Consider the following 22,245-nt stretch of genomic DNA (forward strand, 5'->3'; position numbering starts at 1 on the left):
TCTCATAGCCCCCTTAAAGCTAAGCCAAATGCAACTGTCAGTCCAAATGCATCTTGATTTAATTCAGACACATCTACATGTTTACTATACTGCAAACAACTGATTGGATTGATGCATTCAGCAGCAGTATTTGTTTGTGAAAAAATAACTTCTGTTAGTCCAGCTTGAGTGGACGCCGCACCCGTCAAAAATATATGTTTGATATTTGAGAATTGCTCCCCAGATTGCGTCGTATAGTAAAATTGTAGAACTCTCTGAATTTCTTGAGCTATTTGAACATTAAACCTATCAGAAATTTGAATTTGATAATCTGCAGGCCTATCCCCTCCTCTTTGCATTACCTGCGCTTGCTCTTCACTAACTTGATAAGTTCTTTGGATCAATTGATTTAACTGCTCCCCTCCTAATGGTGATTCCTGTTTATATAGTATTTGACCATCTTGCATAACAAGGGAATACATTTCACTTTCTGAAATATTAACAACAACAATCTTCTCTCCTTTCAACTCAGGAGATTGATCATTTAACCAATAATTAAAGGCATTCGCTTGGGCGAAAATATCAATATCTAAAAATTTTGGAGTTAAATTAGCACTATCAAACGCTTCCAATCTAGGCTCAATATCCTCCTTTCGCGAAGCAACTAGTAAAAGCTTACTTTGAGAAAGATTACCACCATTATCTAGTATTTGATAATCATAATTAACCTCCTCCAGCGGCACCAACTGGGCAATCTCAAATTCTGCAAAATCCTCTACATCCATCTCAGTATCTTTTGCACTATACGAAACTGTTTCAATAATTGTGAACGTTTGAGGCATTGCCACAACAATATTGCGATTATTGGTATTTAATTGGGTATATGCATGTTGCAAATATGAGACGAGTTGATCGTAATCCAGTATTCGATTCCCTTTTATGATGTTTTTAGGCAAACGAACTACCGAGTACTTTTCCAACTGAACTTGATTTAAATTACGACCAGACAGATAAACCATTTTGATGGCATTCTGAGTAACATCTATACCGACTGCGCCTCGCGCAGAAAAGCCTGACGAAGCTTTACCTTTTGTATTCTTTCCATTTTTTGTTAAACGCATAACTAATTTCCCTGCCATGTAATATTGGTTACAATATCGGCTTCCGTAAGCGGTTGATACGAATGTGCAGTAATTGATTTACTGCCCTGTCTAAACGTTAAAGCCATTTTACTTTATTTAATGCCTTCTTGGGTAAATATTACTTAGTCATGATTAAAAAATTTCTCACCACGCTATTCGGTTTGCTTGTCGGACTGGTTCTTTTCGCTATTGGCCTATTGGCGATTGCTGTCTTGATTACCTACCCGAAATTACCTGCCTTAGATGCAGTTCAAAACTATCAACCTAAAATGCCGCTAACCATTTACTCTGCCGATGGAAAATTAATTGGCTCTTATGGTGAAGAACGGAGGGCATTTACCGAAATCAAAGAGTTTCCTCAAGTATTAAAAGATGCTGTGATTGCTGCGGAAGATAAACGCTTTTATCAGCATTGGGGAGTAGATGTATTTGGCGTAGGTCGTGCAATGGTAGGGAATCTACGCTCAGGCGGAGTTCGTTCCGGTGCCAGTACAATTACACAGCAGGTCGCCCGTAACTTTTACCTGACCAACGAACAAACTTTCACACGAAAATTTAACGAAGCTTTACTTGCTTACAAAATAGAACAATCTTTAACTAAAGATCAGATTTTAGAGCTTTATTTCAACCAAATTTATTTGGGGCAGCGTGCATATGGCTTTGCCGCCGCATCACAGGTTTATTTCAATAAACCTGTGCAAGAACTGAATTTAGCAGAAGCCTCAATGTTGGCAGGTTTACCCAAATTCCCTTCTGCTGCCAACCCACTAGTCAACCCGAAACGGGCGAAACAACGCCAAGAGTACATACTCGATAATATGGTTGAGCTCGGTATGATTACTCCTGCCGAAAAAAATGCGGCTTTTAATCAAGAGCTGCATTACGAACGACATGTTCAAGATATCGACCAAACTTCGTTATATGTTGCGGAAATGGCACGTCAGGAACTCTACGAGAAATATGGAGAAGATGCCTACACGCAAGGCTTTAAAGTGTATACAACGGTAGATACCGAAAGCCAACGCATTGCCACCAATGCATTACGCAAAACTTTACGCGGCTTTGATCGGGGAAGCGCTTATCGTGGTGCTGAGGGTTATTTGGAACTAGGCAAAGACAGCGATGAAGATCTTGAAGAAATAGTCGGCAAATACCTGTCTACCATGCATGCTGTCGATGGTCTGGAACCTGCCGTTATTATTGAAGCATCAAAAAACACCGGTATTGTCGCTCAAATCACAACAGGCGACCGCGTTCGTTTAACCCCCGCTCAAATGGGAAGTGCGCGCAATGCTATCCTCAATGCAAAACTCGAAGAAGCACAACTTCGCCCAGGTGCGGTTATCCGCCTGCAAAGAATCAAAGGCGGCGAATGGCGTATCGCCCAAGAACCTGCCTTGCAGGGCGCATTAGTTGCCTTGGATGTACGCACCGGCGCGGTAAAAGCTTTAGTTGGCGGTTATAACTTCCACAGCAAAAATTTCAACCGGGCCACCCAAGCCATGCGTCAACCGGGTTCTTCATTCAAACCGTTTGTATATTCGGCAGCACTGGCAAAAGGCATGACAGCTGCAACTTTAATAAATGACGAACCGCTTTCCATTCCCGGAGCAGGACGAGGAGGACGGCCTTGGACACCAAAAAATTCAGACGGCCGTTATGATGGCCCGATTACACTGCGCCATGCGTTGACCAAATCCAAAAATATGGTTTCCATCCGTATCTTGATGGCCAATGGTGTGGACTATACACAGCAATATATCCAAAAATTTGGCTTCAAACCGTCCAACCATCCTGCCAACCTTTCAATGGCACTTGGGGCAGGATCAAGCACCCCTTTACAAATGGCTGAAGCCTATGCTGTGTTTGCGAACGGCGGCTACAAAGTTTCTGCGTATGTCATCGACAAAATCTATGATTCGCAAGACCGCCTCAAAGCCCAAATGCAACCGCTTGTCGCCGGGGAGAACGCACCGCAGGTTATCGACCCGCGCAATGCCTACATCATGTATAAAATCATGCAGGATGTCGTCAAATACGGTACTGCACGAGGCGCATTGTCTCTGGGCCGCTCGGACATTGCCGGCAAAACCGGCACGACCAATGACAACAAAGACGCATGGTTTGTCGGTTTCAACCCAGACATCGTAACCGCCGTCTTCATTGGCTTCGATAAACCGCGCAGTATGGGTCGTGCTGGCTATGGCGGCACCATCGCCCTGCCTGTTTGGGTGGAATATATGCGTCACGCATTGAAAGGCAAAGAAAGCAACGGTATGAAAGTACCGACAGGCTTGGTACTGCGTGGAGGAGAATATTTCTACAAAGAACGTCAAACTACTGACCCATCGATTAGAATTGACAACACCAGCAGCCGTCCCGCCAATGAAAACACCGATACAGGTTCACCAACCCGAACCAATCAAGACAATGGCGAACAAGAGCTGAAACCCATCAACAGGGTAACGGAAGAAACCGAAGTCAAACCAATCAACCGCAAACCCGCGGCTGATAACGATTTGAACGATTTATTCTGATGTACCCAAACGGCAACGTCTCCCAAACGTTGCCGTTTCTTTATCTGCAAACACCATCATACTACATCCTTCATTAAAATAAAATATATGAAAATCATATACATATGAACCAAATAGGCCGTCTGAAAACCATTTTAACCACGACTCGCGTTTCTTAGCGGAAAAATAGCGTACACTACGCCGCTTTACACACTGGCCAAAAGCCACGCATCCACAAGGAAACCGATTAATGACCACCGGTCAAATCACCACACTCCCCGTCCCCAGCGGACACGGCAGCCTGGATCAATATATCCACACAGTAAACAGCATCCCGTTGCTCACCCCGGAAGAAGAACACAACCTGGCCGAACGCAAAATGGGAGGCGACGTAGAGGCTGCCAAACAACTGATCCTTTCGCACCTCCGCGTCGTTGTATCCATCGCCCGCGGCTACGACGGCTACGGCCTCAACCAAGCCGACCTGATACAGGAAGGCAATATCGGCCTGATGAAAGCCGTCAAACGCTACGAACCCGATCGCGGCGCACGACTGTTTTCTTTTGCCGTTCACTGGATTAAGGCCGAAATCCACGAATTCATCCTGCGCAACTGGCGTTTGGTACGCGTCGCCACCACCAAACCGCAACGCAAACTGTTCTTCAACCTGCGCAGCATGCGCAAATCCCTGTCCGCACTTTCACCGAAAGAAGCGCAGGCCATTGCCGACGACTTAGGAGTCAAACTCTCCGAAGTTTTGGAAATGGAACAACGCATGACAGGCAAAGATGTCGCCTTGCTGGCAGACAACAGCGACGATGACGACAACTTTGCCCCCATAGACTGGCTGGCAGACCACGACAACGAGCCGACGCGCCAAATCGAACGCAAAGCCCACTACACCCTGCAAACCGAAGGCCTGCAAAACGCACTGGCCAAACTCGACGACCGCAGCCGTCGCATCGTCGAGACACGCTGGCTGCAGGACGACGGCGGGCTGACTCTGCACGAACTGGCTGCCGAATACGGCGTTTCCGCCGAACGCATCCGCCAAATAGAAGCCAAAGCCATGCAAAAACTGCGTACCTTTTTGGCAGAAGAAACAAAACAGTAACACCCTGCACCCCGCATGCAGGCCGTCTGAAAACAAATATACCGCCACCGATACGGCCCATCGTCCTGCATCAGACATAAAATCCCTTTCAGACGGCCTTTTGCCTATCCGGCAAAAGTTAGGCTAAAATCGGCGTGTTTTTTCCAACCCACTACAAAGGTTTTATTATGCTGACAGGCAGCTTGGTTGCATTGATTACCCCCATGCACGAAGACGGCAGCGTCAATTTCCAACAACTCGAAACACTGATTGACTGGCACATTGCCAACGGCACCGACGGCATCGTCGCCGTCGGCACTACGGGAGAATCCGCCACCCTTTCCGTAGCAGAACACACCGCCGTTATCGAAGCAGTAGTCAAACATACCGCCAAACGCGTTCCCGTCATTGCCGGTACGGGGGGCAACAGCACTGCCGAAGCAGTCGCCCTTTCACAAGCCGCCAAACAAGCGGGTGCGGACTACACCCTGTCAGTCGTCCCCTACTACAACAAACCGTCCCAAGAAGGCATTTACCGCCATTTCAAAACCATTGCCGAATCGGTCGACATCCCGATGATTATCTACAACGTTCCCGGACGGACCGTGGTAGACATGAGCAACGAAACCATCCTGCGCCTGGCCGAAATTCCCAACATCGTCGGCGTTAAAGAAGCCAGCGGCGCCATCGGCCGCGAAATCGACTTAATCAACCATGCGCCGGAAGGCTTTGCCGTTTATTCCGGCGATGACCCCACAGGCATCGCCTTCATGCTGTGCGGCGGCCATGGAGTCATCACCGTGGCAGCCAACGTTGCCCCAAAACTCTTCGCCGACATGTGCCGTGCCGCCCTAAACGGAGAAATCGCACGCGCACGCGAACTGAACAAACAACTTACCCCGATTTACGATGTTATGTTCTGCGAACCCAGTCCTGCCGCCCCAAAATGGGCTGCAGAACAACTCGGTGTCTGCGCCGCACACGTCCGGCTGCCCATCATCCCCCTCACCGAAGGCGGGCAAGCCAAAGTACGTGCCGCACTGGCCGCAGCCAAACTGATTTAATCTCACACGGAGTCCGTATGAATCCAATCAAACCCGCCATTTTGGCTCTTTCCCTCCTCAGCCTGGCCGCATGTTCGGGCAGCAAAAAAGAACAACCCAAACTCGACTATCAATCGCAAAACCGCAAAGTCGTGAACCTCGAAGTTCCGCCCGACCTGACAAACCCCGGGCAAAACAGCCTTTACCAACTGCCTGCCGGCAGCGGTGCCGTCCGCGCCAGCGACATCAACCGCAACCGCGCAATCAACCAACATGCAGGCGGCCAGACCGTCCTCGCAGGCGTGAGCGGTGTCAAAATGGAACGGGACGGCAGCCAACGCTGGCTGACCGTATCCGGCAAAAAACCCGCCGAACTGTGGCCGCTGCTGAAAACCTTCTGGCAGGAAAGCGGCTTTACCATTGCAAGCGAAGAACCCGCCATCGGCCAAATGGAAACCGACTGGGCTGAAAACCGAGCCAAACTCTCCGGCGGCGGCCTCCGCAGCCTGCTCGAAAAAATCGGCTTGGGCGGCGTTTACTCCACCAGCGAGCGCGACAAATTCATCATCCGCATCGAACAAGCCAAAAACGGCGGCACAGACATCTTCTTCGCCCACAAAGGCATGAGCGAAACCTATACCGACCGCAGCGAAGAACGCACCATGTGGCAGCCGCGCCCGAACGATCCGAACCTGGAAGCCGCCTTTTTGGCACGCTTCATGCAATACCTGGGCGCGGACGAAAAACAAATCCAGTCCGAACTCGGCGACACTGCCGCCGCCAAACAGGCTTCCAACCTAGCCAAACTGGAAAACGGCAGCCTGCTGCTCTCCGGCGACTACTCGCGTAACTGGCGGCGCACCGCACTGGCACTCGACCGGATCGGTCTGACCGTTATCGGCCAAAATACCGAGAAACACGCCTTCCTCGTACAGCCTGCACAAGCCGAAGGTGCCGCAGTCCGAGAGAAGAAACCCGGACTCGTCGGCCGACTGTTCGGCAAAAAAGCCGCCGTACCGACCCAGCAGCCCGAATTAGTCGCCTTCCTCGAACCGGTCAAAGAAGGTGCAAGACTGCGCATCCTCAACAGGGACGGCAGCCTCTACACCGGTCCGGAAAGCAAAGAATGGCTGAACCGCCTGCATACCGAGCTGCGCTAAGGAAAGCTAAAAACCATCGGATACAGGCGTAAAACCCGCCATTCGCGAAAACCGCGATAGATATCCGCAAACGGCATAAGGCCGTCTGAAAACCGACATCGCGTTTTCAGACGGCCTTCCTCCATGGGAACTCCAAACACCACAACTGCAAAAACACCGCTATCCGCATCCTCAACCGTATTTTTGCAAATCGGAACAAAATTACCCGTTATATAAAAACACGTTAAATCCTTGCCCCACGTAGAAAATTACTTTACCCTGCACCGGCCTGGACACCTCAGGCGCATTTTAGGAAACATAACCATGAACAAAAAAATCGCAGTTCTGCTGGCCCTTGCCGCCGCAGTTGCCGCACCCGCCGCCATGGCGAAAGACATCAAAATACAGGAAAACTCTGCCGGACTGTCCGAACAACTGACCGAAAACCTGGCAGCCACCGCCGTTTCCATGGGCGTGAAAGAACCCCTGTCCATCAGAAAATCTGCCGACGGCGTAACCATCTCCGGCAGCAGCAGCACACGGTGCAACATCAAACTGAACGACGGCAAAATTGCCGGCGTCAGCTGCAAATAAGCCGCACAAACCCAACAGGCCGTCTGAAACCACTTTCAGACGGCCTGTTTGTTTTACCCCCCAAAAACAACACTTCTGCGCACCCTGCAGCAACACTTTCAGACGGCCTGCACACCATCCTGACAAAATTTAACTTTTCCTTCTCTTTGCCCCGCGTTTATGTTAAAACCGCAGCCGAAAAGAACAACCGCGTCATGACAGACCCGACACCCGCAAAAGAGAAAAACATGGAATTGAACCAACTCAAAGCCTTCGTTACCGTGGCGCACCAGGGTAACCTGACACAGGCTTCCGAACGGCTGTTTTTATCCCAACCCGCCGTTTCGGCACAAATCAAAGCCATCGAAAACGAACTGGGCACACCGCTGTTTGTCCGCAACAGCAACGGCATGACCCTGACCCGCGCAGGCGAAATCTTCCTGCCCGAGGCCGAATCCCTGCTGCAACACAAACACCGGCTGGAACACTTTGCCAAAACGCTGGCCGCCAACCACACCGAAGAAATCCGCCTCGGCCTGATTCACCCCGTGGACTCGGCCAAAGTTACCCGCCTCACCGCCCTCATCAGCCAACGCGAACCGAAAACCCGTCTGCACATCCAATACGGCATGAGCGGCGAAATCGCAGACAGGATTCAGGAACACAAACTGCACGGCGGCTTTTTCCTCGGCACCTCCAAACAAATGGGCATCCGCAGCATTTTCTTGGAAAATATCCATTATTCGCTGATTTGCCCCAAAGCCGAACGCGACGCCATCCGCCAAGGCATACCCAAAAGCCTGGAAAACCACATTTGGATCGAAATGTCCGGCGCGGCGAGCAGCAACCGACACCTGCAACAATTCTGGCGTGCCAACCGCCTCGCGCCGAAACGCCAAATCCTGTGCGACTACCCGCAGACCATCATCGACCTCGTGGCCGACGGCCTGGGCATCGCCATGGTGCCGGAAAGCAAAGCGGCGGCGGCAATCAATGCGGGCAGGCCCGTCGCCGTCATCGAAGAATACCGCCAAACCCTGCCGCTGCACTTCATCCATGCCGACGAATATGCGCAAAACCCCGGCCTGCAACTGTTAAAGCAATGTATCGGAACAGTATGGCAAATGCTGGACAACGGATACGCCGGGCCGTCTGAAAGCGAAACCGAAACGGAATAAAAACACCCTCCCCACGATACCGCCCGCTTTCAGACGGCCTCACACTTGCAAAAAGGAAAACCAATGACCTACACCGACACCCCTTGTCCCGAATACCCCGTCCCAAACGGCTACCGCTGCGGCTTCATCGCCATCGTCGGCCGTCCCAACGTCGGCAAATCCACCCTGATGAACCACCTCATCGGGCAAAAAATCAGCATCACCAGCAAAAAAGCACAAACCACGCGCCACAAAGTAACCGGCATCTACACCGACGACACCGCCCAATTCGTCTTCGTCGATACCCCCGGCTTCCAAACCGACCACCGCAACGCGCTGAACGACCGCCTCAACCAAAACGTTACCGAAGCCTTGACGGGCGTAGATGCCGTCGTCTTCGTCGTCGAAGCCATGCGCCTCACCGAAGCCGACCGCACCGTCATCAAACAACTGCCCAAACACACCCCCGTGATTCTGGCGGTCAATAAAATCGACAAAGACAAAGCAAAAGACAAATACGCCCTGCAAGCCTTTATCGACGACGTACGGCGCGAATTCGACTTTGCCGCCGCCGAGGCCGTCAGCGCGAAACACGGGCTGCGCATCGCCAACCTGCTCGAGCTGCTCAAAACCTACCTGCCCGAGAGCGTCCCCATGTATCCCGAAGACATGGTTACGGACAAATCCAGCCGCTTCCTCGCCATGGAAATCGTGCGCGAAAAACTGTTCCGCTATCTGGGTGAAGAACTGCCTTATGCCATGAACGTGGAAGTCGAACAGTTCAAAGAAGAAAACGGCATCCAACACATCTACATCGCCGTTTTGGTGGACAAAGAAAACCAAAAACCCATCGTTATCGGCAAAGGCGGCGAAAAACTGAAAAAAATCTCCACCGAAGCCCGCCTCGACATGGAAAAGCTGTTCGACTGCAAAGTATTTTTACAAGTTTGGGTCAAAGTGAAATCGGGCTGGGCAGACGACATCCGCTTCTTGAACGAACTGGGCATGTAGGCCGTCTGAAAAATCTTGGCGGCAAACCGGAGCATACCGGCATCAACCAACCCGCTATCCCTTACTTTTTTCAGACGGCCTCCCCCATCCGGAGGCCGTCTGAAAACATATCGGGCATACCCGTCCCGTCCAAATGCGGCACAAACAACCGCCGCACACATCACACAGGAGAAAAAACATGGCATTCCGTACCTTCCTTGCCTCGCGCAACATCGAATTCAGCCTGCGCCGCTACGGCATAGACGCGCTGAACTTTATGGCTCTGGGACTGTTCTCGTCGCTGATTATCGGCCTGATTTTAAAAACCGTCGGCGGCTGGCTGGACTGGCCTTGGCTGATAGAAGTGGGCAAACAGGCGCAGGGGGCTATGGGCGCGGCCATAGGCGTGGGCGTGGCCTACGCGCTGAAAGCCCCGCCGCTGGTGTTGTTTGCCAGCGTTGCCACAGGCACGGCGGGTGCGGCTTTGGGCGGACCGGTCGGCTGCTTTATCGCCGCCACCGTCGGGGCTGAGTTCGGCAAGCTGGTTTATAAATCCACGCCCGTGGACATCGTCGCCACACCTGCCGCCACCCTGATTGCCGGTTTGGCCGCCGCCCAATTCGTCGGCCCCGCGATTCAGACGGCCATGACCGAAATCGGCGCGTTGATTATGTGGGCGGTGGATTTGCAGCCGTTTTTGATGGGTATTTTGGTGTCGGTCATCATGGGTATTTTGCTGACGCTGCCGGTTTCCAGCGCGGCGGTAGCGATTGCCCTGTCGCTCAACGGCTTGGCGGCAGGCGCGGCCACAGTCGGCTGCTGCGCCCAAATGGTCGGCTTCGCGGTCATGAGTTTCCGCGACAACCGCTGGTCGGGGCTGTTGAGCCAGGGTTTGGGTACCAGTATGCTGCAAATGCCCAATATCGTGAAGAATCCGAAAGTCTGGCTGCCGCCGATTATCGCCTCCGCCATTTTAGGCCCGCTGGCGACGCTGGTCTTCCAAATGCAGAATATCCCCTCGGGCGCGGGCATGGGCACGAGCGGCCTGGTCGGACAGGTCGGCACGTTGGACGCGATGGGCGGCGCGCCTTCGGTGTGGCTGGCCATCGGCCTGCTGCATTTCGTGCTGCCCGCACTTTTGACTTGGCTGATTGCCATCCCCATGCGCCGCATCGGTTGGATTAAAGACGGCGACTTGAAGTTGGACGCGTAACAGACCGCCCAAAAAGGAAATGCGATGAAAATTTACGCCAATCTCGACGAACTGGTGCCGCATCTGGGCGAAATCGACGGCTGGCTTTATGTGGATGAAGACCGATGGGCGCAAAATCCCGCCGCCGCCGAAATCTATCTGTTTGCGGAAGAAGAGGCCGAATATTGGGACACGCACGCCGATGGCGAAGATTTTGACGATGCCCGTCCGCCCTACATCCCCGCGCAACTGGCCGACCGCCCCATCGGCATCCTGCTGGAAAGCGGCACGCTTTACGATGTGCTGTGGAACCTGGCCAAATACGTTCCCGACTACACGCCCGAACAGCTCGCACATGCAGTGTCGTTCTATCAAGAGAACGACACATTCTACGAAGCGTGCGGTTTAACCCTCGCCTTCCATGTGTGGGCCACATGGGCGGAACGTAAAGACGCATGGCGGCTGAAAGAGCGCAAAGCCGAACTCGACAAAGCCCTGAAACAGCCGCTCGGCGAAATCTGGGTAGCGTCCAACCGCCCCGTGCCCGCCGCTGAACTCGCCACCCAATACGGCGAAACGCAGTTTGCCACGCCTGAAGAAGCCGCACGATTCGCACAGGCCTGCGCCGAAAAACTGCAAGGGCGGGACATCAACGCCGTCTACCTGCTTGCCGAAACCGCCGCACCGAATGCCGCCCGAACCAATGTAAAAGATATGGTGTATCTGGGTGCTTTCGCCGTCCGCACCGGCAACGGCGGAACCACGTTTGACGCGTAACCACAAAATAAAAACCGCCCGCCATGGCGGCTTTCCTTCCGCATGGTTGGCAACCGCCCCACTTCACTTTATACTGCCCGCGCTTTTGACTCGGCCAACCGCCGCACCGGCCGGACAAACAGCGGAAATCTGCAACCGGAAAACCGAATATGCCCCTGCTGCCCGCCCTCGCCTTTGCCCGTCAACTCATCGAAGGCCGTCTGAAAAACGGCGGCCGCACCTTGGACGGCACAGCCGGAAACGGCCGCGACACCCTGTTTTTAGCGCAACTTGTGGGAGGAAACGGAAAAGTTTGGGCGTTCGACATCCAGGCGCAAGCCCTGTCCAACACCGCCGGACTATTGCGCGAAAACGGCGTTGAAGAACGAGTGGAACTGATTGCCGCCAGCCATGCCGATTTGGCCGATTACGTCCGCGAACCGCTGGATGCCGCCATGTTCAACTTCGGCTACCTGCCCGGCGGCGACAAAACCGTTACCACAACAGCCGACAGCAGCGTGCGCGCCATGCAGGCCGCCGCCGCACTGCTGGCCGAAGGCGGACTGCTGACCGCCGTCGTTTACAGCGGCCACCCGGCCGGACGCGCCGAAGCCGCCGCCATCGAACAATGGGCGGCCGCCCTGCCGCAGGAACAATATCAAGTCCTGCACTACCGCTTTACCAACCAGCGCAACCATCCGCCGCAACTGCTGGCCATAGAAAAACGTATCCGAAAACCGAACCGATAGATAAGGAAAACCGACCATGATTTACATCTGGGCAAAAAAAGGCCACTTGTTTTTTGTCGCCATGACCGTTTTATTATTCAACCTGCGCTACTGGATGCTGTTTGCCAAACCCGAAAAACCGCTGCCGGGCGTATTGAAAGTGTTGCCGCACCTCAACGACACCACACTGCTGTTCACCGGCCTGTGGATTATGACCATCGCCCACTGGACACCCTTCGGCAACGCCAACTGGCTGGGCGTGAAACTGCTCTTAGTGGTTGCCTACGTCCTCGTCGGCATGAAGGCACTGAAATCCAAGCCCCGCAGCACGCAAGCCTGGCTGTTTTACCTGCTGTCGATGGGCATCGTCGGTATCATTTACTGGCTGGCGACATACAAACCGTTCTAAGAAACAGTAAGAGTAATAACAAAAGGCCGTCTGAAAACCAAGCAAACAGGTTTTCAGACGGCCTTCTTTCATTTTCAAGCCAAGCACAAACGGCAGACAAACCCAATCCCAACTACCGATTAGCCGCACCGCCGTCGAAACGGACGGAACTACCGCTAAAGCGTCCCGGATTACCGCCGCCTCGGCCTTCTTCGCGATAATAACCGCGCGGCGGCGGATAATTCCGATAAACGCGCGGCGGCGGTGCATACCCCCGGTCGTCCGCATCCCCAATCCGCACCGACACACCGTTCCTGCCGCCTTCATAATAAAAATACGAACGCGGCGGAGGCGGAGGCGGCGGATAAAGGTCGTCATACGTGTAAATATAAATATCCCGCTGCTGCGGACGCTCCGTCGTTACCACCCCGTGTTCAAAAGCACGCGAAATGTCCTGTTGCGCCCACCCGCTTGCCGACACCAGCAACAGGGCGGATAAAATCAACCTTTTCATCTCAACCTCCTGCAAAACGGCGGATTACCGTATAGCAAATTATGCCGCAGAACAAAGTTAAACGGCACTATCAAACGTAAAACCACCGTATATTCCAAAAGTACCGCAAGCCTGCTATGCTTCCGCCCCGAACAAACCCTTACCCGATCAAAGAGGACAAACCATGAGCAATATCCCCGCCGAACTCAAATATGCCGACAGCCACGAATGGCTGCGCAAAGAAGAAGACGGCACAATGACCGTAGGCATCACCTTCCACGCCCAAGAACTACTGGGCGACATCGTCTTTGTCGAACTGCCCGAAATCGGCACCAAACTGGCGGCAAAAGACCAAGTCGGCGTAGTCGAATCGGTCAAAGCCGCCTCCGATATTTACGCCCCGCTCGCCGGAGAAATCACCGCCGTCAACGAAAACCTCGCCTCGGCACCCGAAACGGCCAACAGCGACCCGTACGGCCAAGGCTGGTTCTTCAAAATCAAACCCGACAACCCCGCCGACTACGACTCCCTGCTCGGCGCAGAACAATACGCAGCGATTGCCGGATAAACCCCATACCCCGTCTTCATGAGGCCGTCTGAAAACATCTTTCAGACGGCCTTTCCGTAGCCGCCGTTTATCCGCCCGCATAACCGCTTAAAAACATTTCAGAATCCGCCCCGCCTTCCGGCCAAACGGCCTGTTTAACCGCAAAAAGCGTATTTTTCTCACATTTTGCTGGACTTTTAACACCATCTTAGTAAAAATACGCGTTTGTTTCCGGCCTGCGGAACCATTCCGTTCCGCCATCGGGCAAACCGCCCGGACCGCGCCACCCCATACCTTACGCAGCCGCCGTCAAACGCGGATGTACAACCTTTGCAAGGAAACCGAAATGGACTTACGCAAACTGAAAAAGCTGATTGATTTGGTTGAAGAATCCGGCATTGCCGAAATCGAAGTAACCGAAGGCGAGGAAAAAGTTCGCATCACCCGCTCCACCGTGGCGCAAACCGTCTACGCGCCCGCACCCGTAGCGGCCGCACCCGCCGCACCGGCCCCGGCCGCCGCGCCCGCTCCTGCGGCAGCCGCTCCTGCCGCACGGAACCTCTCCGCCGCACAAAAATCGCCCATGGTCGGCACCTTCTACCGTGCCGCCAGCCCGAGCAGCCCCGCGTTTGTCGAAGTCGGACAAACCGTCAAAGCCGGCGACACCCTGTGCATCATCGAAGCCATGAAACTGATGAACGAAATCGAAGCCGAGAAATCCGGCGTCATCAAAGAAATCCTGGTAGAAAACGGAACACCGGTCGAATACGGCGAACCCCTGTTCATCATCGAATAACCCTTTCAGACGGCCTTCCGCACCTCGGAAAGGCCGTCTGAAAGCTTGACCGTCCTTCATTGGACAAAGGATGCCTTATGCGCCTGCTCATCGCCCTACTGCTGCCCTGGCTGCAATTCTTCACCATCGGCCGCCCCATCGCCGGCATCATCTGCCTGATACTGCAACTCACACTTATCGGCTGGCTGCCTGCCGCCATCTGGTCGGTATACGCCCTGAGCCAATACAAAACCGACCAAAAAATACGCAACGCGCTGAACAACCGACAAGTCTGACCGAAGGCCGTCTGAAAACCAAACCGAGAGGTTAATCATGTTGAAAAAAGTATTAATCGCCAACCGTGGGGAAATCGCACTCCGCGTCCTGCGCGCCTGCCGCGAAATGGGCATTGCCACCGTTGCCGTCCATTCCGAAGCCGACAAAGACAGCCTGCACGTCAAATTGGCCGACGAATCCGTCTGCATCGGCCCCGCGCCCTCGCCCCAAAGTTACCTGAACATCCCGGCCATCATCGCCGCCGCAGAAGTAACCGGTGCGGACGCCGTCCACCCCGGCTACGGCTTTTTGGCCGAAAACGCCAATTTTGCCGAACAAGTCGAACAATCCGGCTTCATCTTCATCGGCCCGCGCGCCGACACCATCCGCCTGATGGGCGACAAAGTGTCTGCCAAACAAGCCATGCAGGAAGCGGGCGTGCCATGCGTGCCCGGTTCGGACGGCGCACTGCCGGACGACCCCGAAACCATCATCAAAACCGCCGCCGAAGTCGGCTACCCCGTCATCATCAAAGCATCGGGCGGCGGCGGCGGACGCGGCATGCGCGTGGTGGAAAGAGAAGAAGACCTGATCAAATCGGTGGAAATGACCAAAGCCGAAGCCGGCGCCGCATTCGGCAACCCCATGGTTTACATGGAACGCTACCTGCAACGCCCGCGCCACGTCGAAATCCAAGTGCTGGCCGACGAACACGGCAACGCCATCTACTTGGGCGAGCGCGACTGCTCCATGCAGCGCCGCCACCAAAAAGTCATCGAAGAAGCCCCCGCGCCCGGCATTACCGCCAGAGAGCGCGAGAAAATCGGCAAAGCCTGCGTCGAAGCCTGCAAACGCATCGGCTACCGTGGTGCGGGAACATTTGAATTCCTGTATGAAGGCGGCGAATTTTTCTTTATCGAAATGAACACCCGCGTACAGGTCGAACACCCCGTTACCGAACTGATTTCCGGCGTGGACATCGTTCAGGAACAACTGCGCGTGGCTGCAGGCGAGAAATTGCAATACAAACAGAAAGACATTGTTTTGGAAGGCCATGCCTTCGAATGCCGCATCAACGCCGAAGACCCGTACAACTTCATCCCCAGCCCCGGCCTGATTGAAAGCTGCCACCTGCCCGGCGGCTTCGGCATCCGCGTGGACAGCCACATTTATCAGGGTTACCGCATCCCGCCGAACTACGACAGCCTGATCGGCAAAATCTGCGTACACGGCAAAACCCGCGAACAGGCAATGGCAAAAATGCGTGTGGCGTTAGCCGAGCTGGCCATTACCGGCATCAAAACCAATACCGACCTGCACCGCGACCTGTTCCGTGATCCGGGCTTCTCCGACGGCGGTGTCAGCATCCATTATCTGGAACAATGGCTGGAAGCGCGCAAAGCACGCGAGGAAGGCAAATAACCCGCCTGCCTGAGGTTCAACCCTGAAAAGGCCGTCTGAAAACTTTCAGACGGCCTTTTATCACAAGCACTTTTCTTGTCTTAATATTCCACAACGGCTTTTTCAATAAATGAAACCGGAAAACAGCCAAACCGCCCGCAGCGGCAGCTTATAAAATCAATCAACCCGCACAAACCCAAACATAAAGCCCAAGCATCATGAAGGCCGTCTGAAAACATCATTTTAACGGCGCGCAAACCGTTTCAGACGGCCTCTTCCGCCCTACCCTGCCTTCAAACGGTATAAAGACGTTGTTTCCCAATTTCGGGCAAATGCCAGCGGGTCGTCGGTAGAAACAGCTTTACCGTGCTGCGGGCGGATGTGCAGCGTTTCAATCAGGCTCAGTCCGGCCGTCTGAAAACAGCGCGGCAGGAAATCGGCGGCGCGCAATCCCAAATGTTCGGCCAAATCCGACATAATCAGCCAAACTTCACCGCCATCGTTCAAATGACTGCGCGCGCCGTTCAGGAAACCGCGCAGCATGGCATGGTCGGGATCATACAGCGCGGTTTCTACGGCCGACGTGGGTTTCGCAGGCAGCCAGGGCGGATTGCAGACAATCAGGTCGGCACATCCTTCCGGAAACAAGTCGGCGGCCTCGATGCCGATTTGCCGCTGCAAGCCGAGGCGGCGGATGTTGTCTCCGGCACAACTCAGGGCGCGCGGGTTGTTGTCGGTAGCGGTAATCTGCCGCAGGCCGCGTTTGGCCAGCAATGCGGCCAACACGCCCGAACCCGTTCCTATATCGAAGGCCGTCTGAAAAGACGGCGGCAGTTCCGCCCGCATCAGCAGGTCGAGATACTCGCCGCGCAAAGGGGAAAAGACACCGAAAGGCACATGTATCCGCCCGCCCAGTGCGGGAATGTCCACGCCTTTTTTATGCCACTCGTGCGCGCCGACGAATCCGAGCAATTGGTTGAGCGGCAACAGGAAAGGCGTGTCGTTTTCTTCCCCGTACACATCGGCCAGCGCGGCACGGACATCGGGCGCGCGCGGCAGTTCGAGCCGGAAACCGGCGCCGATTTCCACCGCCAGCATATTGACTGTTCGACTCTGCTGCGCCTGCCGCATCCGGTGTCGGTGGAAGCGTTCCGCAGGAGTCAGGTCGTTTTTTTCAGACGGCCTTTTCGCCCGCAGGCGTTTTTTCAGTGCGGCCAGGACTTGCTTGGCATTGTGAAAATCGCCGCGCCAAATGACGGCCGTATCCTGCCGCGCTTGATCGAGGATGGCGGCGGCTCCGGCATCATGCAGGCTGACGGCTTGTTTCGGCGGCTTCTGCGTACTCTCGTTGCGCCATTCGGCCGGGCCGCAGTCGGTGGTTATTTGTGGATACACGTTCGGAATCCTGAGAGGTGTGGAAAGGCCGTCTGAAAGCGGCCAAACGGCTTTTCAGACGGCCTCGTTGTATGAAACGGCATTCGGCACGGGCAATCAACGGTTTTTCAAACCCAGCACGTCCTGCATATCGAACAGGCCTGCCTTGCCCGCCGCCCATACCGCCGCACGCACCGCGCCGGAAGCGAAAGTCATGCGGCTGCTGGCTTTGTGGGTGATTTCCACGCGCTCGCCCTCTGCGGCAAACAATGCGGTATGGTCGCCGACGATGTCGCCGCCGCGAACGGTGGCAAAACCTATGGTTTGCGGGTCACGTTCGCCGGTGTGGCCTTCGCGGCCGTATACCGCGCACTCTTTCAAATCGCGGCCAAGCGCATCGGCAATCACTTCGCCCATCCTTAAAGCCGTACCGCTGGGGGCATCGACTTTGTGGCGGTGGTGGGCTTCGATGATTTCGATGTCGTAGCCTTCGTTCAATACGCGGGCGACGGTGTCGAGGATGTGGAAGGTCAGGTTTACGCCGACACTGAAATTGGCGGCGAATACCACGCCGATTTTTTCCGCCGCCGCTTTAATGGCGGCTTTGCCCGCATCGTCAAAACCCGTCGTGCCAATGACAATGTTTTTACCTGCTTCCACACATTTTTGCAGATGTTTGAGCGTCGGCTCGGGGCGGGTAAAGTCGATTAACACGTCGCTGGCGGCCAAAACTTTGTCCACATCGTCGGAAATCGATACGCCGGTTTTCAAACCCAGCGCATAGCCTGCATCCAAACCCAATGCGTCCGAACCGGCATGTTCCAGCGCGCCGCTCAATACCGCGCCAGGATGATTGTTTACGGCCTCGACCAATACGCGGCCCATGCGGCCGTTTGCACCGGCAATGGCAATTCTCAATTTATCCATTTCGTTTTATTCCGTAACCGCAGATTGCTGTTGGCGGGCATATTCGAGCGCGTTGCCCTCTGCCTTAACCAGGCGGTCGTTTTCAAACCAAACGGTCAGGTTGCGCGTTTCGGCTTGATTGACCACGCCGTTGCGGCTGATTTCGTAGGTGTAGTCCCAGCGGTCGCTGTGGAAAGGATCGCGCAGCAGCGGCGTACCCAGCAGCAGTTGGACCTGATCGCGGCTCATACCCTGCTGCAACGAAGAAACGGCGCGGGCATCGAGCTGGTTGCCCTGAATCACTTTCAGTTTGTAGGAAGGAAAATTAGAAATGCGCTCGGCCGAACAGGCGGAAAGCCCGATAACGGCGGCGGCAAGCAGAATGGGAAGTCTGTTCACGGACGATACCTTTTCCGAGTGTGGGGGATAATGTTGTACAGTATGCCACAGCAAAGACTCCATTTAGAAATCTTTATCATCTTTGTGTGTGCAAAACTACAAAATGTGCGTATTATAGCGGCAATTGGATAACTACGGTATGGAAAGACCATGGATCATAATGTAGCTCAACTCAGGCACAACGGCCTGAAAGTAACCGGCCCGCGTTTGAAAATCCTCGATTTGTTCGAGCGGTATCCCGATCAGCACATGAGCGCGGAAGACGTTTACCGCCTCCTGCTGGAGCACGAAATCGAAATCGGCGTTGCCACCATCTACCGCGTTTTAACCCAATTCGAACAGGCAGGCATCCTGCTGCGCCACCATTTCGAAACCGGCAAAGCCGTTTACGAACTGAATACCGGCGGCCACCACGACCACATCGTCTGCGTCAAATGCGGCGACGTAACCGAATTCCACAGCGAAGAAATCGAAAAACTGCAGGATAAAATCGCCGAAGAAAACGGCTACCGCATCGTAGATCACGCCCTGTATATGTACGGCGTTTGCGGCCCTTGCCAGAAAAAGGAAAAACGCTGATTATTCCGAACGGCCAAACCGAAAACGGGATCAGCAGACAAAAGCCGGAATCTTCCGGCTTTTTCTTTTACCCGTCACCCTTAAATATTTACCCGACACAGAGGCCGTCTGAAAACCCTGAAAGTGGTTTTCAGACGGCCTCTTCGCCCTCCCCTTCAAACAACAGCAAGGCTTCCACGCCGTTTTCGCGATTGGCGAGCATCAGGCGGCCGTGGTGCAGGCGCATGATTTCGGTGGTGAAGCTCAAGCCTAGCCCGCTGCTGCGGCTACCGTCGGCGCGGGGGAGCGAATAGAAGCGTTGGGGGATTTTGGCCAACGCGTAATCGGGAACAAGGCTGCCTTGGTTGTAAACCGCCAGTTCAGTGCGGTTTCGGCTGCGGGTGAGGCTGAGGCGGATTTCGCTGCCGGGTTCGGCAAAGTCGATGGCGTTGTAAAGCAGGTTGTCGATGGCTTGGCGCAGCAGCAGCGGGTCTCCTTGGACGGCACGGGGCGGGCAGTTGAGGGCGATGTGCAGCTGTTTGGCTTGCAGGGCGGCGCGGCTTTCTTGGGCGGCTTGGACGGCTAGATTGGCCAAATCAACGGTTTGCGTGCTTTGCAGGCTGTCGCGGTTTTCCAGACGGGCCAGTTCGAGCAGACGGGCGATGAGTTGCTTTTGTTTTTGGGTATTGCGGCGGATGCGGTCGAGCAGCTGCTGTTGGTCGGGACTGAGTGGACTGTCTTGCAGCAGTTCGAGGGCGGCCTGCTGGGCGGTGAGCGGAGTTTTGAGTTCGTGGGTGAGGCCTAAGACGTAATTTTCAATGTGTTGGCGGTGGTCGAGTTCGTCGCGCAGATGGGCGACGGCGTGGACGAGGCGGTAGAGGTAGCTGTCGCCGAATTGCGGTTGCGCGGCGGGGCGGTTGGCGGCCATGGCTTCGGCATAACTTCGGATGCGGTTGATACTGCGCGCCAGCCACCAGGCGAGCGTACCGAGCACGAGCAGGCTGGCAGTGAGCAGAAACAAGACGTGCTGCTTGGCATAGACCAGCGACCAGGCGGTGAGCAGGAGCAGGATACCGAGCAGGACGAAGAACAGGCGGATGCTGAGGTGTTTGAAATATTTAAGCATGGGTTGGCTGAATGGATAGGGTTGCACGGCCTGATATTAAGCCGGGCGGTGTTTCAATTTCGTTGCGGTTTTGCTTTCAGGTAGCCTGACAAAGCGTGTGTGATTAAGTCGGGCTGGTTTTCGCGCTTGGAGGCCGTCTGAAAAGGCGGTTAGCGATAACTGATGACTATCCCCGTACTGCCGTCTTTATTGTGGTAATACGCGCCCACATCGCCCCAGGCAAATCTGCGGCATTTGCCTGCTGCCGATGTTTCAATGGCGCAAGGGGCATCGTCCAGCTGTTTATCCAGCCATCGATCAAACTGTTTTCTGCGTTGCAATTCACGCTCTTCCGACCATGCTGCCCAGCTATTGTCTTCACCTATCGGGCAGAAGAATATGGATAAGCGCTCCAGCCGCTGCTGCTCGAACTGGGCGGTAAGGGTGTATTGTTCGGACTGTTTGGTAAATGACAAACCGAAAAATGTTATTCCCGTTTGCAGATGATTCGGGCTTGATTTTGGGAAACATGCAATCCAGTCATCAAGCGTGGTTCGTGCACTAATAATATTGCAGTCCGGCAGGATGATGCTGCCGTTTTCAGGGTTTATCTTCATCGGTTTGAATTTCCAAATGTAGTTTTCAGACGGCCTGAAACCATGTCCGTTTTATAACGCCTTTAAGCCGCACGATTTTTCATTTAACCAACAACCGTCCCTGTCTCGCCAAATTCAAAGTAGCCAGCAACAGTAACATAACCAAGCCGGATCCTGTGGTGGCGAGGAAATAACCTAAAAACAGTAAACGCTCTTCGGCGATCAAATGGAAACCGCAGCCCGTCATTGCCGCCAAACCGAATGAGAAACCCCAAAAACTGGGGCTGAATCCCTGTTCCAGCATCCAAGGCAGAAGGCGCAGTAGTAGCAGGAATTGCAGGCAGCCGTAGCCGATTAAAAGCAGCGCGAAGGCATCGATGTGCCCGCCCGATACGGCAAAATAAGTGCCGCTGCCGACAAAAGAGGGCGCAAGCTGAATGCCGACAATACCGCGCACAGGGGCGTTGACGGGTGTGCCGGTGCGCAAACGGCTCAATATGGCGGCTTCCAAGCTAAGCCATGAAAACAGTCCCGCGCCCAAAAACAGCCAGGCGTAATCCGACCAACCCAATGCCGCCATTGCGGTCGCGCTGACAAAATTGGTGGCAACAGTGGGCAGGTAAACAATCGGCGTGGTGGCATCAAGGGTATGGACGCCGCGCCACAAGCCGCCTGCGCGGTACATGGCAAATGCCAACTGTCCCGCCGTTCCCAGCAAAATCAACCCTTTTGCCAGTGGTGTTTGGTAGGGTAGTGCCGCCAAACCTGCCAGCATAGCGGTAATCGGAATCGCGCTGATGAAACAGCATTGCACCAAATCCTGCAAATCCTGCAAAAATTCGGGGCGGAAAAAACGGATTTTGATGATGTAGGCAATAACCAGCAGCAGCCAAAGCACGAAGGCGGCGGCTAACAGCGTTTCCGCAGCCCAATTCGGTAAAAGCCCGATACGCGCGCCGTAACGCCACGACAAACCGAGCGCGAAAAGCCCCAACGGCATGCTGAAATAGCTGAGGGGGATGGGAAATTTTTTGGTACTCATGACAATGTGTGTTTTAAGAAAAGGCAGGCGGCAGTATAGCCGATTCAAATCGGTAAATGCAGCTTGGGTTGAGACCT

24 protein-coding genes are annotated in these 22,245 nt (G+C 54.3%); 16 read left to right on the forward strand and 8 right to left on the reverse strand.

Features of this window, described 5'->3' with window-relative positions; translation table 11 throughout:
* Positions 1–2: 2 nt before the first annotated feature.
* Positions 3–1,100, reverse strand: a complete 1,098-nt coding sequence (pilM, locus tag BM261_RS07095) for a type IV pilus assembly protein PilM (RefSeq protein WP_074897126.1) — start codon at positions 1,098–1,100, stop codon at positions 3–5.
* Positions 1,101–1,249: 149 nt separating this feature from the next.
* Between pilM and BM261_RS07100 the strand changes: the two genes are divergently transcribed.
* From BM261_RS07100 to BM261_RS07150, 11 genes are all read left to right on the forward strand, one after another.
* Entirely contained in the window at positions 1,250–3,658 is a 2,409-nt protein-coding gene (locus tag BM261_RS07100; RefSeq protein ID WP_074896863.1) for a penicillin-binding protein 1A, read from the forward strand.
* A 229-nt stretch (positions 3,659–3,887) separates the two neighbouring features.
* Complete coding sequence (rpoH, locus tag BM261_RS07105; RefSeq protein ID WP_074896866.1) at positions 3,888–4,751, forward strand: RNA polymerase sigma factor RpoH; 864 nt, start codon at positions 3,888–3,890, stop codon at positions 4,749–4,751.
* 167 nt (positions 4,752–4,918) lie between these two features.
* A complete protein-coding gene (gene dapA / locus BM261_RS07110) occupies positions 4,919–5,794 on the forward strand; it encodes a 4-hydroxy-tetrahydrodipicolinate synthase (RefSeq protein WP_003774159.1) in 876 nt (291 codons plus the stop codon).
* Positions 5,795–5,811: 17 nt separating this feature from the next.
* A complete protein-coding gene (gene bamC / locus BM261_RS07115) occupies positions 5,812–6,933 on the forward strand; it encodes an outer membrane protein assembly factor BamC (protein ID WP_074896869.1) in 1,122 nt (373 codons plus the stop codon).
* A 303-nt stretch (positions 6,934–7,236) separates the two neighbouring features.
* Entirely contained in the window at positions 7,237–7,506 is a 270-nt protein-coding gene (locus BM261_RS07120; RefSeq protein ID WP_049249622.1) for a hypothetical protein, read from the forward strand.
* A gap of 227 nt (positions 7,507–7,733) precedes the next feature.
* A complete protein-coding gene (locus tag BM261_RS07125) occupies positions 7,734–8,663 on the forward strand; it encodes a LysR family transcriptional regulator (RefSeq protein ID WP_074896873.1) in 930 nt (309 codons plus the stop codon).
* Positions 8,664–8,726: 63 nt separating this feature from the next.
* On the forward strand, positions 8,727–9,653 hold the full coding sequence (gene era / locus BM261_RS07130) for a GTPase Era (RefSeq protein ID WP_049249625.1): 927 nt from the start codon (positions 8,727–8,729) through the stop codon (positions 9,651–9,653).
* A 178-nt stretch (positions 9,654–9,831) separates the two neighbouring features.
* Positions 9,832–10,845 carry a PTS transporter subunit IIC gene (locus BM261_RS07135; protein WP_074896876.1) on the forward strand — a complete coding sequence of 338 codons (1,014 nt, stop codon included), beginning with the start codon at positions 9,832–9,834 and terminating at the stop codon, positions 10,843–10,845.
* 24 nt (positions 10,846–10,869) lie between these two features.
* A complete protein-coding gene (locus BM261_RS07140; protein WP_074896879.1) occupies positions 10,870–11,601 on the forward strand; it encodes a hypothetical protein in 732 nt (243 codons plus the stop codon).
* 149 nt (positions 11,602–11,750) lie between these two features.
* Positions 11,751–12,329 carry a tRNA (mnm(5)s(2)U34)-methyltransferase gene (locus tag BM261_RS07145; RefSeq protein WP_074896882.1) on the forward strand — a complete coding sequence of 193 codons (579 nt, stop codon included), beginning with the start codon at positions 11,751–11,753 and terminating at the stop codon, positions 12,327–12,329.
* A gap of 16 nt (positions 12,330–12,345) precedes the next feature.
* Positions 12,346–12,717 carry a SirB2 family protein gene (locus BM261_RS07150; RefSeq protein ID WP_041961511.1) on the forward strand — a complete coding sequence of 124 codons (372 nt, stop codon included), beginning with the start codon at positions 12,346–12,348 and terminating at the stop codon, positions 12,715–12,717.
* Between the two features lie 112 nt (positions 12,718–12,829).
* Here BM261_RS07150 and BM261_RS07155 read toward each other — a convergent pair whose 3' ends face one another.
* Complete coding sequence (locus tag BM261_RS07155) at positions 12,830–13,210, reverse strand: hypothetical protein (protein WP_074896885.1); 381 nt, start codon at positions 13,208–13,210, stop codon at positions 12,830–12,832.
* A gap of 163 nt (positions 13,211–13,373) precedes the next feature.
* On the opposite strand from BM261_RS07155, the gene gcvH reads away from it, so the two are divergent.
* From gcvH to accC, 4 genes are all read left to right on the forward strand, one after another.
* Positions 13,374–13,757, forward strand: a complete 384-nt coding sequence (gcvH, locus tag BM261_RS07160) for a glycine cleavage system protein GcvH (RefSeq protein ID WP_003769977.1) — start codon at positions 13,374–13,376, stop codon at positions 13,755–13,757.
* A 325-nt stretch (positions 13,758–14,082) separates the two neighbouring features.
* Entirely contained in the window at positions 14,083–14,532 is a 450-nt protein-coding gene (gene accB, locus BM261_RS07165; protein WP_074897128.1) for an acetyl-CoA carboxylase biotin carboxyl carrier protein, read from the forward strand.
* 77 nt (positions 14,533–14,609) lie between these two features.
* Positions 14,610–14,807: a YqaE/Pmp3 family membrane protein gene (locus BM261_RS07170; RefSeq protein WP_040665591.1), complete on the forward strand. Its 198-nt coding sequence runs from the start codon at positions 14,610–14,612 to the stop codon at positions 14,805–14,807.
* A 37-nt stretch (positions 14,808–14,844) separates the two neighbouring features.
* Positions 14,845–16,209: an acetyl-CoA carboxylase biotin carboxylase subunit gene (gene accC, locus BM261_RS07175; RefSeq protein WP_074896888.1), complete on the forward strand. Its 1,365-nt coding sequence runs from the start codon at positions 14,845–14,847 to the stop codon at positions 16,207–16,209.
* Positions 16,210–16,470: 261 nt separating this feature from the next.
* Here accC and BM261_RS07180 read toward each other — a convergent pair whose 3' ends face one another.
* The 3 genes from BM261_RS07180 to BM261_RS07190 form a co-directional block, all read right to left on the reverse strand.
* Positions 16,471–17,583, reverse strand: a complete 1,113-nt coding sequence (locus tag BM261_RS07180; RefSeq protein WP_074896892.1) for a methyltransferase — start codon at positions 17,581–17,583, stop codon at positions 16,471–16,473.
* 96 nt (positions 17,584–17,679) lie between these two features.
* A complete protein-coding gene (gene dapB / locus BM261_RS07185) occupies positions 17,680–18,489 on the reverse strand; it encodes a 4-hydroxy-tetrahydrodipicolinate reductase (RefSeq protein ID WP_074896896.1) in 810 nt (269 codons plus the stop codon).
* 6 nt (positions 18,490–18,495) lie between these two features.
* Complete coding sequence (locus BM261_RS07190; RefSeq protein WP_074897130.1) at positions 18,496–18,867, reverse strand: outer membrane protein assembly factor BamE; 372 nt, start codon at positions 18,865–18,867, stop codon at positions 18,496–18,498.
* A 150-nt stretch (positions 18,868–19,017) separates the two neighbouring features.
* Here BM261_RS07190 and fur point away from each other — a divergent pair, with 150 nt between their 5' ends.
* Complete coding sequence (gene fur / locus BM261_RS07195; RefSeq protein WP_041961512.1) at positions 19,018–19,446, forward strand: ferric iron uptake transcriptional regulator; 429 nt, start codon at positions 19,018–19,020, stop codon at positions 19,444–19,446.
* Positions 19,447–19,576: 130 nt separating this feature from the next.
* On the opposite strand, the gene BM261_RS07200 is transcribed toward fur, so the two are convergent.
* From BM261_RS07200 to tehA, 3 genes are all read right to left on the reverse strand, one after another.
* The gene (locus BM261_RS07200; protein ID WP_074896898.1) at positions 19,577–20,551 is read right to left on the reverse strand and encodes a histidine kinase dimerization/phospho-acceptor domain-containing protein; all 975 of its coding nucleotides are present in this window, start codon (positions 20,549–20,551) and stop codon (positions 19,577–19,579) included.
* 149 nt (positions 20,552–20,700) lie between these two features.
* Positions 20,701–21,006: a hypothetical protein gene (locus BM261_RS07205; RefSeq protein WP_256205707.1), complete on the reverse strand. Its 306-nt coding sequence runs from the start codon at positions 21,004–21,006 to the stop codon at positions 20,701–20,703.
* Positions 21,007–21,226: 220 nt separating this feature from the next.
* Entirely contained in the window at positions 21,227–22,168 is a 942-nt protein-coding gene (gene tehA, locus BM261_RS07210; protein ID WP_074896904.1) for a dicarboxylate transporter/tellurite-resistance protein TehA, read from the reverse strand.
* Between the last annotated feature and the right edge of the window lie 77 nt (positions 22,169–22,245).

Origin of the sequence: Neisseria elongata subsp. elongata (genome assembly GCF_900113545.1) — a bacterium.
Classification (GTDB): Bacteria; Pseudomonadota; Gammaproteobacteria; order Burkholderiales; family Neisseriaceae; genus Neisseria; species Neisseria elongata.

Bases quoted from the DNA above. Each gene is read 5' to 3' on its own strand.
- BM261_RS07170 (WP_040665591.1), top strand. From the start codon at position 14,610: ATGCGCCTGCTCATCGCCCTACTGCTGCCCTGGCTGCAATTCTTCACC.
- gcvH (WP_003769977.1), top strand. From the start codon at position 13,374: ATGAGCAATATCCCCGCCGAACTCAAATATGCCGACAGCCACGAATGG.
- dapA (WP_003774159.1), top strand. From the start codon at position 4,919: ATGCTGACAGGCAGCTTGGTTGCATTGATTACCCCCATGCACGAAGAC.
- BM261_RS07145 (WP_074896882.1), top strand. From the start codon at position 11,751: ATGCCCCTGCTGCCCGCCCTCGCCTTTGCCCGTCAACTCATCGAAGGC.
- era (WP_049249625.1), top strand. From the start codon at position 8,727: ATGACCTACACCGACACCCCTTGTCCCGAATACCCCGTCCCAAACGGC.
- BM261_RS07150 (WP_041961511.1), top strand. From the start codon at position 12,346: ATGATTTACATCTGGGCAAAAAAAGGCCACTTGTTTTTTGTCGCCATG.
- BM261_RS07125 (WP_074896873.1), top strand. From the start codon at position 7,734: ATGGAATTGAACCAACTCAAAGCCTTCGTTACCGTGGCGCACCAGGGT.
- dapB (WP_074896896.1), bottom strand. From the start codon at position 18,489: ATGGATAAATTGAGAATTGCCATTGCCGGTGCAAACGGCCGCATGGGC.
- accC (WP_074896888.1), top strand. From the start codon at position 14,845: ATGTTGAAAAAAGTATTAATCGCCAACCGTGGGGAAATCGCACTCCGC.
- BM261_RS07135 (WP_074896876.1), top strand. From the start codon at position 9,832: ATGGCATTCCGTACCTTCCTTGCCTCGCGCAACATCGAATTCAGCCTG.
- tehA (WP_074896904.1), bottom strand. From the start codon at position 22,168: ATGAGTACCAAAAAATTTCCCATCCCCCTCAGCTATTTCAGCATGCCG.
- fur (WP_041961512.1), top strand. From the start codon at position 19,018: ATGGATCATAATGTAGCTCAACTCAGGCACAACGGCCTGAAAGTAACC.
- BM261_RS07200 (WP_074896898.1), bottom strand. From the start codon at position 20,551: ATGCTTAAATATTTCAAACACCTCAGCATCCGCCTGTTCTTCGTCCTG.
- rpoH (WP_074896866.1), top strand. From the start codon at position 3,888: ATGACCACCGGTCAAATCACCACACTCCCCGTCCCCAGCGGACACGGC.
- accB (WP_074897128.1), top strand. From the start codon at position 14,083: ATGGACTTACGCAAACTGAAAAAGCTGATTGATTTGGTTGAAGAATCC.
- BM261_RS07100 (WP_074896863.1), top strand. From the start codon at position 1,250: ATGATTAAAAAATTTCTCACCACGCTATTCGGTTTGCTTGTCGGACTG.
- BM261_RS07155 (WP_074896885.1), bottom strand. From the start codon at position 13,210: ATGAAAAGGTTGATTTTATCCGCCCTGTTGCTGGTGTCGGCAAGCGGG.
- BM261_RS07120 (WP_049249622.1), top strand. From the start codon at position 7,237: ATGAACAAAAAAATCGCAGTTCTGCTGGCCCTTGCCGCCGCAGTTGCC.
- bamC (WP_074896869.1), top strand. From the start codon at position 5,812: ATGAATCCAATCAAACCCGCCATTTTGGCTCTTTCCCTCCTCAGCCTG.
- BM261_RS07140 (WP_074896879.1), top strand. From the start codon at position 10,870: ATGAAAATTTACGCCAATCTCGACGAACTGGTGCCGCATCTGGGCGAA.
- pilM (WP_074897126.1), bottom strand. From the start codon at position 1,100: ATGCGTTTAACAAAAAATGGAAAGAATACAAAAGGTAAAGCTTCGTCA.